Below are 15002 nucleotides of genomic sequence, written 5' to 3'. Positions count from 1 at the left end.
ATCCAACACATGGACTTTTCCCGCTTTTTTATCGACAGGCCCATTTTCGCCGCGGTGCTGTCGATTCTGATTTTTATCACCGGATTAATCGCCATCCCGCTGTTGCCGGTGAGCGAATATCCTGACGTCGTGCCGCCAAGCGTGCAGGTGCGCGCGGAGTATCCGGGTGCCAACCCGAAAGTGATCGCAGAAACCGTTGCAACGCCGCTGGAAGAGGCGATCAACGGCGTTGAAAACATGATGTATATGAAATCCGTTGCAGGTTCCGATGGCGTGCTGGTGACCACCGTCACTTTCCGCCCGGGTACCGATCCGGATCAGGCGCAGGTTCAGGTGCAAAACCGCGTATCACAGGCCGAAGCGCGTCTGCCGGAAGATGTGCGGCGTTTAGGGATTACCACTCAGAAACAGTCGCCGACGCTGACGCTGGTAGTGCATCTGTTCTCGCCCGGCGGTAAATACGATTCACTGTATATGCGTAACTACGCCACCTTGAAAGTGAAGGATGAGCTGGCGCGCTTGCCCGGCGTGGGCCAAATTCAGATTTTTGGCTCGGGCGAATATGCGATGCGCATCTGGCTCGACCCCAATAAGGTGGCGGCACGCGGATTAACCGCATCGGACGTGGTCACGGCGATGCAGGAGCAAAACGTTCAGGTTTCCGCCGGGCAGCTTGGCGCCGAGCCGCTGCCGAAAGAGAGCGACTTCCTGATCTCCATTAACGCCCAGGGGCGTCTGCACACGGAAGAAGAGTTTGGCAACATTATTCTGAAAACGGCGCAAGACGGTTCGCTGGTGCGCCTGCGCGACGTGGCGCGGATAGAAATGGGGTCTGGCAGCTATGCGCTGCGCTCTCAGCTGAACAATAAAGACGCGGTCGGGATTGGTATCTTCCAGTCGCCGGGGGCGAACGCTATCGATTTGTCTAACGCGGTGCGCGCCAAGATGGACGAACTGTCCACGCGTTTCCCGGAAGATATGAAATGGGCGGCTCCTTACGATCCTACGGTTTTTGTGCGCGATTCCATTCGCGCGGTTGTACAAACGCTGCTGGAAGCGGTAGCGCTGGTTGTACTGGTCGTGATTCTGTTCCTGCAAACCTGGCGCGCGTCAATTATTCCGCTGATCGCGGTGCCGGTATCGATCGTGGGCACGTTTGGCATTCTCTACCTGCTCGGTTTTTCGCTTAATACCCTGAGCTTATTCGGGCTGGTATTGGCTATCGGCATCGTGGTGGATGATGCCATCGTGGTGGTGGAAAACGTAGAGCGAAATATCGAAGAGGGGCTTGCTCCGCTTGCGGCGGCGCATCAGGCGATGCGCGAAGTGTCCGGTCCGATTATCGCTATCGCGCTGGTGCTGTGTGCGGTGTTCGTCCCCATGGCATTCCTCTCCGGGGTGACCGGCCAGTTCTACAAACAGTTTGCGGTAACGATTGCGATTTCAACGGTGATCTCCGCCATAAACTCGCTGACGCTCTCTCCGGCGCTGGCTGCTCTGCTGTTAAAACCGCACGGTGCGCCGAAAGATTTTCCAACCCGGCTTATCGATCGTCTGTTCGGCTGGATTTTCCGGCCATTTAACCGCTTTTTCCACCGCAGCTCGAACGGTTATCAGGGGCTGGTGGGTAAAACGCTCGGACGCCGTGGCGCGGTATTTGCGGTTTATTTGCTGCTGCTCTGTGCCGCAGGCGCCATGTTTAAAGCCGTACCCGGCGGATTTATTCCTACGCAGGATAAGCTGTATTTAATTGGTGGCGTAAAAATGCCGGAAGGCTCCTCGCTGGCACGCACCGATGCGGTGATTCGCAAAATGAGCGAAATCGGGATGAATACCGAGGGCGTGGATTATGCGGTCGCGTTTCCGGGGCTGAATGCGCTGCAGTTCACCAACACACCGAATACTGGGACGGTCTTTTTTGGTCTGAAGCCGTTCGACCAGCGAAAACACACTGCTGCGGAAATTAACGCGGAGATCAACGCGAAAATCGCACAAATCCAGCAAGGCTTTGGGTTCTCCATTTTACCGCCGCCGATATTAGGGCTGGGTCAGGGTTCTGGCTATTCGCTGTACATCCAGGATCGCGCCGGTCTTGGCTATGGTGCGCTGCAAAACGCGGTGAATACGATGTCCGGTTCGATTATGCAGACCCCGGGGATGCATTTCCCGATCTCGACTTACCAGGCTAACGTGCCGCAGCTGGACGTGCAGGTCGATCGCGATAAGGCGAAAGCGCAGGGCGTGTCGCTGACCGACCTTTTCGGTACGCTGCAAACCTATCTGGGATCGTCTTACGTCAATGACTTTAACCAGTTCGGGCGGACCTGGCGCGTCATGGCGCAGGCCGACGGACAGTTCCGCGACAGCGTGGAAGACATCGCTAATTTACGCACCCGTAATAATCAGGGCGAGATGGTCCCGATCGGCAGCATGGTGAATATCAGCACCACCTACGGGCCGGATCCGGTGATTCGCTACAATGGTTATCCGGCGGCGGATCTGATTGGCGATGCCGATCCGCGCGTGCTCTCCTCCGCGCAGGCGATGACGCAGCTGGAAGGCATGTCTAAGGAGATCCTGCCAAATGGGATGAATATTGAATGGACGGATCTGAGCTTCCAGCAGGCCACGCAGGGGAATACGGCACTGATTGTCTTCCCGGTCGCCGTACTGCTGGCATTCCTGGTGCTGGCTGCGCTGTATGAAAGCTGGACGCTGCCGCTGGCGGTAATACTTATCGTCCCAATGACGATGCTGTCCGCGCTGTTTGGCGTCTGGCTGACCGGCGGTGATAACAACGTGTTCGTGCAGGTGGGGCTGGTCGTTCTGATGGGGCTGGCCTGTAAAAACGCGATTCTTATCGTCGAGTTTGCCCGCGAGCTGGAAATCCAGGGGAAAGGGATCATGGAAGCCGCACTCGAAGCGTGCCGCCTGCGTTTACGCCCGATTGTGATGACCTCCATCGCCTTTATTGCCGGGACAATCCCGCTAATCCTCGGCCACGGCGCGGGTGCCGAAGTGCGCGGCGTCACCGGTATCACCGTGTTTTCCGGTATGCTAGGCGTTACGTTGTTTGGTCTGTTCCTGACGCCAGTATTCTATGTGACACTGCGTAAATTCGTGACGCGGGGCAAGGCTGAAAGGGACGTTTTGCCTGCGTAGGGGATTGCAGATAACAAAAAAACCGCCTTCACGTTGAAGGCGGTTTTTTTTCGCAATTAAGAAATGATTAGTGCGCTTTTTTAACCTGGGTACAAATTTCAGGTACCGGATCGCAGCCGCTGGTGTCGGCTTTTTTAACTTCTTCCAGCGCGCTTGCCACGGTATGACGAGCTAAAACCTCTAACGAAGCTTGCTCCGCTTCATCGGCGATAGATTTGAAGTACCAGCACGCGTTGGCACTGACCACGCAGCGAGCCGGCACGTCTGGACGCGACGCCCACAGCTTTTTATCTTCCGTTACGGAAATATAGATATCGCGCAGGGTGATCTTATCAGCCGGGCGGCCAAGATGAATGGAACCGTTGCGGCCAAGCGTTGAGACGATAATACCGTCACGCGTGAGCGGAACCATTAATTTGCGGATAAAGCTCGGATTGGCTTCCAGCCCGTAGGCCAGAATCGTACTCGTTGAACGTTCACCCGATTGCTCCGCCATCGCTACGCTGAGAACCATCTGCAAAGCTGTCGGGAAGCGGTAATCTAACATTATAGTGTCCTGGGTTGCGGTGAATTTTGTTCTTTTTGGCACCGCAGAGGTGAATAAACAGTGAGCAACATGATAACAAATACGGTAATTTTTTTGAAGCAATGCAGGCTAAACCTGTGACGTAAAAAAGAGTTTCCGGCGCGCGCTGAATGTGAACAGGGATGAACAGGCCACGCGCAATCCCTTTTGGCGTCGGCTTTCTGGTGGGACCGTTGCTGACGCTGGTACCGATGGTGACCGGCCGCGTTGCATCCTCTGACGATGGCGATGTGTCTCGCCGCAGACCCCCTTATTAAACCCGCTCCTTTCCGTCGAAGTCATAATCGCTATGCATTCTTCCTGTTTCTGAAGGCCGCCACTTTCATGCGATTCCCACACGTCGCCATACTGCACCAGCGGCGGCGATGCGATTTACTCAAGTCGTGGAAAAGTAAAATACAATTATGCGCTTCACACTGGCGCACGAATTCAAATTTATCGCCTGTGACCAGTTTCATCAGTGCATCAGCAATGGGCCAGAGAAGGCTTTCGGGGCTATGGCTGACAGCATGAGAATCGACGTGATAACGCCGCGTATCTTCATCCCATTGCAGTTTCGTCAGAGGATGCCCTTTCTCAAGAATCCGGTTAACGACATCCAAATCAACCGCAACAGAGTTCATCGCGGCGTGCACCACAGCCCTGGAGGCATCACGTAGCTCGCGAGCTTCTGTTAATAATCCAGCCGGTGCCTCCGTCCCCTTGGATACCAGGCCAGCCGTTATCAGCCAGTCAATGACGCTGAGATCGTCCTCAAAGCAATCATGTCGATCGTCACCTGTCCCATATTCGCTGTTGATGAAATCCAGAGCGAGGTTATCGGCCAGAAAGAGAGGAGGGGAAGAAAGCTGTTTGAAATCCATATTCGTCCGTAACTTATAAAATCATTTTGACAGGTTACCAAATTTACCTGTAACCTTCAAATTCACACTTTAAAGGTTACAAGGGGTTTATCATGGCATCTTCCACAATCGGGCTTCCTGCTGCAGATAACGCATCCGGCTTACACGCGATAAAGATTCATTACCGATACAAACAGGCAGGTGATGTTAAGGTTTTCTACCGTGAAGCAGGTGACCCTAAATCCCCTACGCTTCTGATGCTTCATGGCTTTGCGGGTTCCTCATTTATGTTTCGCGACCTGATTGCCCAACTGGCCGATCGTTATCATTTGATTGCGCCAGATTTGCCGGGCTTTGGTTATACCGAAGCACCAGAGAGAGGCGAATATGCTTATACCTTTGACCAGCTTGCCGAGACAATTGATCAGTTCACTGAAGAACTTAATCTCGATACCTATGCGTTGATGGTTCATGACTACGGCGCGCCTGTCGGGTGGCGACTGGCGTTAGCACATCCGCAGCGTGTGACCGCCATCATTTCCCAAAATGGCAACGCCTATGAAGAGGGACTGGGAAAAGCCTGGGCACCTATTCAGACGTACTGGCGCGATCCCTCGCCAGAGAACCGGAGTGCACTGAGTGAATTTCCAACGCCGGCTTCCATAAAATGGCAGTATCTGGAAGGGGTTACCGATCAGAGCCTTGTTTCACCTGATGGCTATTCGCTAGAAGGGATGCAGGTTTTACGCCCTGGCAATGCAGAAATCCAACTCGACCTGTTACTGGACTATGCCTCAAATGTCATGATGTACCCCCAATTCCAGCACTATTTTCGTGAGAATCAGCCCCCGTTGTTAGCAGTCTGGGGAAAACATGATCCTTTTTTCATGGCTGCGGGTGCTGAAGCCTGGAAACGCGATATTCCTGATGCCGTCATTAACTTCTACGATACTGGCCACTTCGCACTCGAAACGCATGCAAAAGAGATTGGTCTTGACGTTCTCAACTTTCTGGACCGTCATATCCGTCCGTCAGATTAACTCCCCGCGCGGACACAGTGGCCTTCTGCGCTGAATATAAAAATGAACTCCAGCCAGCGCGTATATCACTAGCGATGAAACGTTGGCTAAAGCAATTCCCTGGAGGAGAACACTCACTATGTCAGTGACTGCCGGTGTGCAACATATTGGTTTAGCCGTCTCGAATCTTGAAGAAAGCGCTAAGTTCTTTACTCAGTTATTAGGCTGGGAAGAAGTTAAACGGCGCGAAGATTATCCAGCCATCTTTGTGAAAGACGACGCACTTACGATAACGCTCTGGAAAACGCAAACAGAAGAGCCCGTAAAATTTGATCGTAAAATGAATATCGGGCTCCATCACTTAGCTTTACGGGTTAAAAGTAAAGAAGCGCTGTATCAGCTTCTTGATGTATTGAAGGCGAATCAGCTTGAAATCGAATTTGAACCAACCCTTATCAGAGAAGGGCCGTCAATGCATATGATGTGCTATGAACCGAGTGGGATAAGAATTGAATTTTATTATCCTGGTTAGATGAATACAGACATTCTCCATCAGGCGCTTTTCAATGTAAGACGGGTCGCGAGAAGATAGGTGTTGGCAACAACAGAGGATTGGAAAAAAGCGGCTTTACTGTGCAGATTGCCGGGTTCTATCAAGGTGGCAACAACTTCCCTTATCCCTTTAGTTACTCGCCCTGAACAGGGCTACCGATCCTCTGCTGCAATACTGTCGCTCTGCTTGCAGTCCAGAGCCATGTTCCTACTCAAATCTCCTGCAAGGTGAGCGAGTTGAGTAGGGTTGTCCCTCCACAGTGAGTAGCGGACACAGCACTATCCGATATTTAAAATGGGCTGCGCCGCTTCTGCATTACCTCAGTCTCGCCGGGCTTTTCAGCATCCAAATCAGCGCCAAACTGCAGACCATGACGACCGCCGCCAGTAACGCCATTGTCTGAAGACCGACTTCTGTCGACACCAGGCCGCCGACAAGCGCGCCCGTCCCGATCGCGGCATTGAAAATGGCGACGTAGACGGCTGAAGCGGGCTGCGCCACATTTCCCGCACTACGCAGCAACCAGGTTTGTAAGCCAACGAATACGATGGCCATTCCTGCTCCCCAGATGGCAAGCAGCGCACCGGTGAACCAAATCGGAAGAGATGACCCGCTCTTCACGCCCAGCATTCCCAGCGCGGCTGCGCTGAGCAGCAGTGACGTCATCACCAGTATTTTGATATGTCGATCAATAAGCTTACCGGCAATGATATTTCCCAGTAGGCCGGCGAGTCCTGAAATAAGCAGCAGGACTGAAATGGTTGCCGCGGGTACCCTGAAAGCCATTGCGATCCCGCATATCGACCAGACGCAGGAATCTGACACGGCGTTTTTGTCCAGGCTGGCGGAGCGTAACGGGCGTCTGTCTCGGTGAAAGCCGGGAAATTATTATTCCTGAAAGCGGGTAGCGCGATGACGGCCAGCGGCAAACCCATCCCGCAAATGACCATCGAGCGGGGTGATGGTGACCGGCATCAGTTCGCCATTGCTGACCGGGAGGCGTACACCGGTGTCACGGCGAAATGGTTGCACACCAAAGACCCGAAACCGCAAAAGCAAAAGGTGAAGCTGAAACGCAAGCCAAAGGTGCAGCACCTGCGCGCGCTACAGCATCCGAAAGCGGCTAAAACCACGGCAAAGACCAAAGCCAAAAAGGAGCAGGAAGCGCGCGAGGGTGAGTATATGGTCGGTGAGGCTGACAACGTGCTGGAGCTCACGACCATCTACGCCACAAAGGCGCAGGCGATGCGTGCCGCTCAGGCAAAGTGGGACAAAATACAGCGCGGAGTGGCGGAGTTTTCAATCTCGCTGGCGTATGGCCGTGCTGATTTATTTCCTGAAACGCCGGTTGCGGTGAAAGGCTTTAAGCGCGTGATAGACGAGCAGGCGTGGATAATCAGCCGGGTGGTGCACAGTCTCAACGGGAACGGCTACACGACGGGCTTAGAGCTTGAGGTTAAGGTTTCGGATGTGGAGTACGAAAGCGAAGACACAGAAAGTTGATATTTATTTATGTGTTTGTTTTATAAGGTTAAATTGACTAAAATGCCTGCATCGGAAACGTTCAAAGGTGCTCATTATGTTTCACTGTCCTAAATGCCGCTCATGCCGCTCATGCCGCTCATGCCCGCACGAGTCGCTATTTTTCAGACATAACAAAAGAGCGTTATCATCAGTGCACTAACATCAACTGCAGTTGCACCTTTGTCACGACCGAAACCCTTTCCCGTTTTATCATTTCGGCGGGTGAGGTCGTGCCAGCACCGCCGCACTCTACAATATCTGGTCAGCAACATACCACTTGGGTCTGAACAAAAAAAGCCTGCATATGCAGGCTTTTTCATATGTTTTTTAAAAAGTAATTTTCTAAGATGTACATAATTGTGTTGCAGTAATGAGTTCATAAGGGATTGATTTTACTACACCATTGGCGTTAATCTGAGCACAAGAAAAAAATATTGCTATGCGTTTATGTCAGACGTTGAGTAGATGTGTTTATTTTGTCTATGAGTGTTTTAATAATCTGACTGGGCTGAAATGATTTTTTATTAACTTGCAAAGGTAATTGATATCAGATGGAGATAAAAATCAGTGGCACCACACTTATTGTATTAGTTCCAATAGCTTTGACTATTATTGGTGGTGCGTATGCCTTAGGGCATGCAATAAATTCTGCTCAAGTAGAACATCAAAAAGAAATCATTGAGGAATACAAAAACTCTAGCCAACTTGATGCTCCTAATTTAATCTCGGCCTTGAGACAGTCAGCTAACGCATTGACATTATCTGCGACAGAAAGGCGTGTATTTGATGACGCAAAAACTAGAGTAGACGAGTACGCAGGTCGTATAGGAGCTTGTGATGTGAAGTTGAAAGAAGCTGAGAAAAAAATTACTGAAATGACGGAGCATTTTACTAAAGAACAAGCGCAATGCTCGGCAAAAATTAAAAATTTGAAAGTCGAGCTTGAATCTTATGTACCAGAAACAAAAGAAATTAAACTCAAACTTGGAATTGCTGCTGAGTTGATACCAGGTAAAGTAATGCTTGGCATTAATTCGGTTTATAATAATCGTGCTGTTATTTACGTCAATTCAGATACTATCTTCTTAAATATAGGGGAAAGTACCAGAATAAAATCTGACAAACGTGAGTGTAATCTATGGTTAACTGGAGTTGACGAAAAAGAAGGTGAAGGCATTTTCAAATTAAACTGTCCACTTGAGCATGAACTGAATCCGGCCTCAGAATAACTTAATATCCAATCACATGTTTTATTTTTAACGGTGACATCTTAGATATAGGTGTATTTATCAATTTGGTTTTTTTATATTTGTGTCCACTTGAGTTTGTAGCCCCGAACAATCGGGGCTTAATCAATCAATGTGGTCAACATGTGGACACGACCTGAAATAAATCCTTTTATTTCATTGTGTTGAAGCGTTTCACAAAACCCCTTATGGGGCCTTTTTGTCGGCTTATTTTCATCAAACCTATTCGAATAAACGGACCCGCGCCGTTGATTTAACCTCTTGCACCAGAAAAGTCTATGTCGCATTTTGCCGTCACAATAAAGGCGGTAGGTCTGCTATCAGCAAGGTGCGAACCTTACAAAAGCGCGCCTACCAAAACGGCGGGGATTCATTGTTAAGCAACAGAGATACGCCATCCGGGCGCGTGTTTGCGCTCACCCTGCAAACTAAATTCCCACAAACTTCAACGTGTTTGGGTGATCGTCCCAAAAGTGCCTTGATCCCTACCTAAAACTCATAATACTGTATTTATATACAGTTATCTGCAGGTAAGCAATTATGAGTCATCTTTTTTCGTGCGACCTCAACACCCTCATTGAGTTACCTCTCTTCCTGGAGCGCGCGTCGTGTGGCTTTCCCAGTCCGGCTCAGGACTACGTAGAAGATCGCATCGATCTCAATAAACTGGTGATTAAGCACCCCAGCGCCACGTACTTTATCCGGGTCAGCGGGGAGTCAATGATCGGGGCAGGGATTACTGACGGTGACTTGCTGGTGGTGGATCGCGCTTTAACGCCTGAACACGGCGACATTGTTGTGGCCGCCGTCGCCGGGGAATTTACGGTGAAAGAGCTACGCGTTCGCCCCATTTTGCAGCTTGTGCCGCGTAATCCGCGCTTTTCTCCCATCATTTTTGACGCCGAAGAAGAGCTGCAAATCTTCGGCGTAGTGACTCACACGTTGAAATCGCACAAATATGTTCGCGCTAGTTGATGTCAACAGCTTCTACACCAGCTGCGAAACGGTATTCCGCCCGGACCTTCTGGGCAAGCCGGTGGTCGTGGTCTCGAACAACGATGGCTGCATAATCTCTCGGTCAGAAGAGGCCAAAAGATTGGGCATCAAAATGGGTGCGCCATACTTTAAGATCAAAGATGATCTTCACCGTCAGCAAGTGGCTGTTTTTAGTTCTAATTATGCGCTTTATGCCGATCTGAGTGAGCGCGTGATGACGACGCTGGAAGAGATGGCCCCCGCGATTGACATTTATTCCATCGATGAGGCGTTTGTTAATCTGACGGGTATTGCTGGATGTATGCCGCTTGAGACGTTCGGACATCAGATGCGGGATAGGGTGTATAAAATCACCGGACTAAGAGTCGGGGTCGGTATTGCGCCAACCAAGACGCTGGCGTTATACAGTGATCAATATATTTTCATTTGAGGTCTACTGAAAGTAAGCTTTCCTCATGTGCTATCAGCTTATGTTGTGCTGCAGCATCGCTGTGAGTCTTATCAATGAAGAGCAAATGATTAGCGGTTGCCGCTTCGGTTGAAGGAAAAGAGTCAGATACAAAAAAAGCGGGGGTAGCACCCCGCTTTGGTATTTTTGGTAAGTAGCAACCCAAAGGCGGGCAACTCCTCACATCCTAACGCTAAAAGTTGTAAGAATACAAAACTTTTCGAATACAATTTTTCGCACGGTATATCTTCCCGACTGGTTAGATTATGTAGTCAAAATGCTATATATCGTTAAAGCATGCTGCCTGTTATAGACAAAGATGTCCGTTCCTCGCTCACGGCTCATAGCAGATGGAACATCTACCTCGGGCATCTTTTTTCCAGAAGCAGACTTTAAGTTGTTCAAGAATAGTTCTCATATTTTGACCTATTCAGTACTCGCAGGAGTTAAAGCGACATCGATACTGCATGTGGACACAGGTGGGTCAGCGAGGTAATGTTTCTAAGAGGAGCATCAAGCCATTATTTGGCAGTATTTTGAGGGGATTAGAGTGCGCGTTAAATCTATTAAGCTTACCAATTTCAAAAAATTCAAAGATGAACATTGAATCGCCGCGGATAATCTAGACACTTCCGAGCCGTTGATAATACTGGTTTTCATATTCTGTCGGTGACATCTGATCGCTAGAACCATGCCGACGTTTACTGTTATAAAACATTTCGATGTAATCAAAAATATCGCTGCGGGCTTCTTCCCGCGTTCCGTAGATCTTTTTCTTTATCCGTTCGCGTTTCAACAACTGGAAAAAGCTTTCTGCAACCGCATTATCGTGGCAGTTACCGCGACGGCTCATGCTGCCCTCCTGGCCGTGTGATTTCAGGAACGACTGCCACTCATGGCTTGTGTACTGACTGCCCTGATCCGAATGAACCAGCACCTGTTTTTGGGGATTACGCCGCCATACAGCCATCAGCAGTGCGTTCAGGACAATGTCCTTTGTCATCCGGGATTGCATGGACCAGCCGATAATTTTGCGTGAGAACAGATCAACAACCACGGCAAGATACAGCCAGCCTTCGTGGGTCCTGATATAGGTTATGTCGGTTACCCAACGCTCATCCGGAGCATCCGGATTGAACTGTCGCTGGAGCCTGTTGGGCGACACGATACTTGCCTCGCCTTTACGTGCCCGCGGGCTCCGGTATCCGACCTGAGCCTTTATCCCGACACGTTTCATCAGTCGCCAGACTCTGTTGACTCCGCACTGTTGCCCGCTGTCCCGCAGATCCAGATGGATACCATAGACGCATCCCGATTCCAGCCAGAACTCTGTCCTGTCAGTCTCAGGTCTGCCTGATGGCGTTGTGAATGCGGCTGCGGAAGCCAGGCGTAAAAACCACTGGGATGAACATCCATCACCCGACAGAGCAGGCGAACAGGCCAGCAACAGGTGTTGTCACGGATAAAGGCGTACCTCAGCCGGACAGCTTTGCGAAGTACGCCGCGGCTTTTTTTAATATGTCCCGTTCGTCGGTAACCCGCTTCAGCTCTTTCTGGAGACGGCGGATCTCGGCCTGAACATCTGACTGTTCTTTATGAGTGGAGGAATCCGGACCGTACTTCTTTATCCAGGCGTAAAGGCTATGGGTGGTGATATCGAGACGTGTTGCAACGCTGGAAACAGAATAACCACGATCAACAACCTGTTTTGACTGCTTCAATTTTAAACTTTTCGGGATAACGCTTACCGCTCATGGGCACCTCTCTTTAAGCCATCTTAAATGACTCTGAGGTGTCTGTTAAACCCGTGGCGATTCAGTTCGCTCCCAAGCGGTATTCAAAGCGATAGTCTATAATTTATAGGGAGTTATCATATTCGATAATTATTCACCTTTCTTTGCAAGAAAGCCAAATGTTCTAAAGGAGTAAAATGATGGATAATGATGAACTTGTAAGAAAAGCTGAAGAGGAAATTGCAGCGCTCATTGTGAAAAAAACTGCGGAGTTACGAAAAAAGACAGGAAAAGAACTTTCCTCAATTGAATTTATCCCTAAGGAAACGATGGCCGGTCTTGAAGGTTATCGGATTAAAATAAACCTTCTCTAGGCATTCCATTATCATCAGGTCGCGCTAGCGGCCTTTTATAGATTCCATAATCACAACATAATGTACAGGGACAGAAACTCAAACATGTTAAACGATAAACAGGTTTAAGTAAAAACTCTGCTAAGAAGTCTTAAACATCTAAAATGTTTGGCCTTTAAAGAGATTCATAATATTACGCTGTGAATCTCAAGGAGAATTCAGGCTTGCAAACCTGCAATCGCGGTTAACTTTTTATCCGTGTCTTTTTCTTCCTGAAGGGTCTCCGCAAGCAATTCTGCGGCCTCGTTTAACCCAAGCTTTAAGGCGAGAGCATGCAGTGTTCCATAAGCGGCTATCTCATAGTGCTCCACTTTCTTCGCTGCACCGATAAGCCCCGCATCCCTGACAGGCCCAGAATCAACAGAATCCATAATTTCCTGTGCTTCTTCAGCCAGACCCTCAAGCGCGTGGCATGTCATGCCGGTGATAGAAACAAAGTCTGTCGTTTCTGTCAGTCGATCGAGGCGCTCAATTTGTCCACGCGTTTCTTCAAGGTGTTGTTCAAAAGCAGAAATTAATTGTGGGTCCGAAGCCGCTCGTGACATTTTAGGTAAGGCCCGAAGAATTTGCTTTTCTGCACTATAGACATCGGACAGATCATGAGAGAAGAGATCTTCAAGTGTTGAAATATTCATTATCGCTCCGATAATAATTTGTGAGGCAGTTTTTCGCTGCCATTATTTTAAGAAAAGAAAAACGTAACGATGCAAGGAAATCCATTTGGTGCTTAAAAATCAACGTTGTTAAGGGATAAAAACGAAGATCCATTAAGTTATGCATCGTCACTATGAAATTTTAGACTGTAAAAACTTTTGTGGTCATAAATATTTTTTATCTAAAGATTTCAGTTGAGAATAGTAAGGGCTAGGGTAAGAAATTATTTATTTTTTGGAACTGCCTTTGCCTGTATTTTTCGTTCCGCTCTCACGCTCATTTTTGTCTTTTTCTCCGCCGCGTTGCCCGTCTTTTCTACCTGCTTCGGATGACTTTTCACGAGTTTCTAAAAGTCGGATCGAATTTTCACGAAATTTTGACATGGTATTTTTCTCCAAATATTTTTTCCGGAGCCTAACGGTGTCGATGAAATAAACACTGTGAGGCCTGCTTGGTACATTTTAAAACTAGCACACTAATAAGATTAAACAACTAGTATTGATGTTTATATTTAAATAATAAATGGGCGCTATGAAAGCGAAACCGTCATTTCGTCATATCGGAAAGTCTATTTTTTAAAAAAGGCATTTAAATCATCACGCGAATTTTATTTTTTGGCGGATTGTCGTTTCGCTTGAATAATCGCATTATTTTTAATAAGAACATTATAATCTAAGCCTGTCTCAGAAAATCCCGACGAATGTAAGTAGAAGGAATGAAAGCGTGCAGATCTCCTCATTCGATACCGTTGCCAACCCCCTGCAGCGGAGCGGTATTACGGTGAAAAAAGTATGGTCTTAATGATGAAAACCATCGCGACTACCACCGTTGCTCATAACGAATTCGTCAATTGACTCTTCCATACCTGGATGTCATGCGCCGAGTGTCCTTTATGTGTTTTTACAGGATTTATCGATTACAAAAGCTGATTTCCAGATCAACCTTAATCTTCAAACCTAAATGTGAGTATTTTATCTGACGATATATACAATGAAACATAATCAGAAAAATCCCAATTACACTAATAGCACTCTATTAACTGTCTACGTGATTCATTTTCTTCGACATATTCAAAAGAGAGCAGAGGTGTTTTTATCTGCTTATAAAACCATTCACCATCGTTTCGCTGAATTATATCTCCGGGGTTAAAGCATATCCCGGATACTGCGCGAACTAACGCATATTTCCCATTAAGAAACATAACTCTGTGGATACAAAAAAGTTTATTTGGCTCTCCTAATAGCCTATTTTCTATGATCTTGCCTTCAATAAAAAAAGTTTTGTTGGTTTTCATGAGTATTACCTTTATCACATAAGAGGAATCAGTATATTATCATTGCTCTGTTTCTTTTTCGGTGCGGCCCCCCATGCGCCGACTTTTGGCTCGTACTGTAGGGTCGTCGTATGCACGAATCTGACTTTGAAATTACTTAGTCAGTTAGTGTAAGGCATAAATGTTCTACTATTCATTATACGCCTTAATTTAGTAATACTTTGATTATGTCCATGTGCTTGTTTATGCACGATGAATCCAATCCCGGAAAGAAAAATGGGAATACGTGATAAAATATCCTTCAGTGAGAATTTTATGATGAAATCAGAAGACACCCTTGACTGGTATCCGGCACAGCTGCCTCCAGTGAAAATCATCCTTGGTGACGCAGTACTGGAAGTGGGTAAACAGGGCAGGCCAATTAACACCCGTACGCTGCTTGAGTACCTTCAGGTGATGCAAGAAAAGCAAAAACGAAGGGATGATAAAATCGCGATGCAGACGGCTATTGACGTTCTCAGAGATAATCAGCGCATTAACGGAAGACGTTAA

Annotated in this window: 13 protein-coding genes and 5 pseudogenes; 11 read left to right on the top strand and 7 right to left on the bottom strand. The window is 48.3% G+C overall.

What is annotated here, in order from left to right; translation table 11 throughout:
* Window positions 1-9 precede the first annotated feature (9 nt).
* The gene (gene oqxB / locus ACKI5T_RS00365; RefSeq protein ID WP_407434774.1) at window positions 10-3162 is read left to right on the top strand and encodes a multidrug efflux RND transporter permease subunit OqxB; all 3153 of its coding nucleotides are present in this window, start codon (window positions 10-12) and stop codon (window positions 3160-3162) included.
* A 67-nt stretch (window positions 3163-3229) separates the two neighbouring features.
* On the opposite strand, the gene ACKI5T_RS00360 is transcribed toward oqxB, so the two are convergent.
* A complete protein-coding gene (locus ACKI5T_RS00360) occupies window positions 3230-3709 on the bottom strand; it encodes an Rrf2 family transcriptional regulator (RefSeq protein ID WP_012017285.1) in 480 nt (159 codons plus the stop codon).
* Window positions 3710-3870: 161 nt separating this feature from the next.
* On the opposite strand from ACKI5T_RS00360, the gene ACKI5T_RS00355 reads away from it, so the two are divergent.
* Window positions 3871-4005, top strand: coding sequence for a hypothetical protein (locus ACKI5T_RS00355; protein WP_407434772.1), 135 nt, complete (start codon window positions 3871-3873; stop codon window positions 4003-4005).
* Window positions 4006-4035: 30 nt separating this feature from the next.
* Here ACKI5T_RS00355 and ACKI5T_RS00350 read toward each other — a convergent pair whose 3' ends face one another.
* Entirely contained in the window at window positions 4036-4611 is a 576-nt protein-coding gene (locus ACKI5T_RS00350; RefSeq protein WP_407434770.1) for a CGNR zinc finger domain-containing protein, read from the bottom strand.
* A gap of 92 nt (window positions 4612-4703) precedes the next feature.
* Here ACKI5T_RS00350 and ACKI5T_RS00345 point away from each other — a divergent pair, with 92 nt between their 5' ends.
* The gene (locus ACKI5T_RS00345; RefSeq protein ID WP_407434768.1) at window positions 4704-5630 is read left to right on the top strand and encodes an alpha/beta fold hydrolase; all 927 of its coding nucleotides are present in this window, start codon (window positions 4704-4706) and stop codon (window positions 5628-5630) included.
* Window positions 5631-5748: 118 nt separating this feature from the next.
* The gene (locus ACKI5T_RS00340) at window positions 5749-6141 is read left to right on the top strand and encodes a VOC family protein (RefSeq protein WP_407434766.1); all 393 of its coding nucleotides are present in this window, start codon (window positions 5749-5751) and stop codon (window positions 6139-6141) included.
* Window positions 6142-6477: 336 nt separating this feature from the next.
* On the opposite strand, the pseudogene ACKI5T_RS00335 reads toward ACKI5T_RS00340, so the two are convergent.
* Window positions 6478-6936: pseudogene (locus ACKI5T_RS00335) on the bottom strand (MFS transporter); the annotation flags it as partial.
* On the opposite strand from ACKI5T_RS00335, the pseudogene ACKI5T_RS00330 reads away from it, so the two are divergent.
* The 5 genes and pseudogenes from ACKI5T_RS00330 to ACKI5T_RS00310 all read left to right on the top strand — a co-directional run.
* A pseudogene (locus ACKI5T_RS00330) lies at window positions 6929-7665 on the top strand (contractile injection system protein, VgrG/Pvc8 family); the annotation flags it as partial. The pseudogenes ACKI5T_RS00335 and ACKI5T_RS00330 sit on opposite strands and share 8 nt — an antisense overlap.
* A gap of 76 nt (window positions 7666-7741) precedes the next feature.
* Window positions 7742-7973 (top strand): annotated as a pseudogene (locus ACKI5T_RS00325) (ogr/Delta-like zinc finger family protein).
* Between the two features lie 264 nt (window positions 7974-8237).
* Window positions 8238-8915, top strand: coding sequence for a hypothetical protein (locus ACKI5T_RS00320; RefSeq protein ID WP_407434764.1), 678 nt, complete (start codon window positions 8238-8240; stop codon window positions 8913-8915).
* A gap of 558 nt (window positions 8916-9473) precedes the next feature.
* On the top strand, window positions 9474-9908 hold the full coding sequence (umuD, locus tag ACKI5T_RS00315) for a translesion error-prone DNA polymerase V autoproteolytic subunit (protein WP_012017298.1): 435 nt from the start codon (window positions 9474-9476) through the stop codon (window positions 9906-9908).
* Window positions 9892-10329 (top strand): annotated as a pseudogene (locus ACKI5T_RS00310) (DNA polymerase V subunit UmuC); the annotation flags it as partial. The gene umuD and the pseudogene ACKI5T_RS00310, both read left to right, overlap by 17 nt.
* A gap of 670 nt (window positions 10330-10999) precedes the next feature.
* Here the strand turns inward: ACKI5T_RS00310 and ACKI5T_RS00305 are convergent.
* A pseudogene (locus ACKI5T_RS00305) lies at window positions 11000-12132 on the bottom strand (IS3 family transposase).
* Window positions 12133-12310: 178 nt separating this feature from the next.
* Between ACKI5T_RS00305 and ACKI5T_RS00300 the strand changes: the two are divergent.
* Window positions 12311-12484, top strand: a complete 174-nt coding sequence (locus ACKI5T_RS00300) for a GnsA/GnsB family addiction module toxin (RefSeq protein WP_202693665.1) — start codon at window positions 12311-12313, stop codon at window positions 12482-12484.
* Between the two features lie 197 nt (window positions 12485-12681).
* Here the strand turns inward: ACKI5T_RS00300 and ACKI5T_RS00295 are convergent, their stop codons facing one another.
* The 3 genes from ACKI5T_RS00295 to ACKI5T_RS00285 all read right to left on the bottom strand — a co-directional run bounded on the left by ACKI5T_RS00295 (window position 12682) and on the right by ACKI5T_RS00285 (window position 14471).
* Window positions 12682-13158, bottom strand: a complete 477-nt coding sequence (locus ACKI5T_RS00295) for a ferritin-like domain-containing protein (RefSeq protein WP_202693486.1) — start codon at window positions 13156-13158, stop codon at window positions 12682-12684.
* Window positions 13159-13404: 246 nt separating this feature from the next.
* Window positions 13405-13560: a stress-induced protein gene (locus tag ACKI5T_RS00290; RefSeq protein WP_202693487.1), complete on the bottom strand. Its 156-nt coding sequence runs from the start codon at window positions 13558-13560 to the stop codon at window positions 13405-13407.
* Between the two features lie 638 nt (window positions 13561-14198).
* Window positions 14199-14471, bottom strand: coding sequence for a hypothetical protein (locus tag ACKI5T_RS00285; protein WP_202713028.1), 273 nt, complete (start codon window positions 14469-14471; stop codon window positions 14199-14201).
* Window positions 14472-14768: 297 nt separating this feature from the next.
* Between ACKI5T_RS00285 and ACKI5T_RS00280 the strand changes: the two genes are divergently transcribed.
* The gene (locus ACKI5T_RS00280) at window positions 14769-15002 is read left to right on the top strand and encodes a hypothetical protein (protein WP_202693666.1); all 234 of its coding nucleotides are present in this window, start codon (window positions 14769-14771) and stop codon (window positions 15000-15002) included.

The organism is Lelliottia sp., from assembly GCF_045627565.1.
Lineage (GTDB): Bacteria > Pseudomonadota > Gammaproteobacteria > Enterobacterales > Enterobacteriaceae > Enterobacter.
Note: the sequence above shows the minus strand (reverse complement) of the source record. Positions and strands in the feature narration are given on the sequence as shown.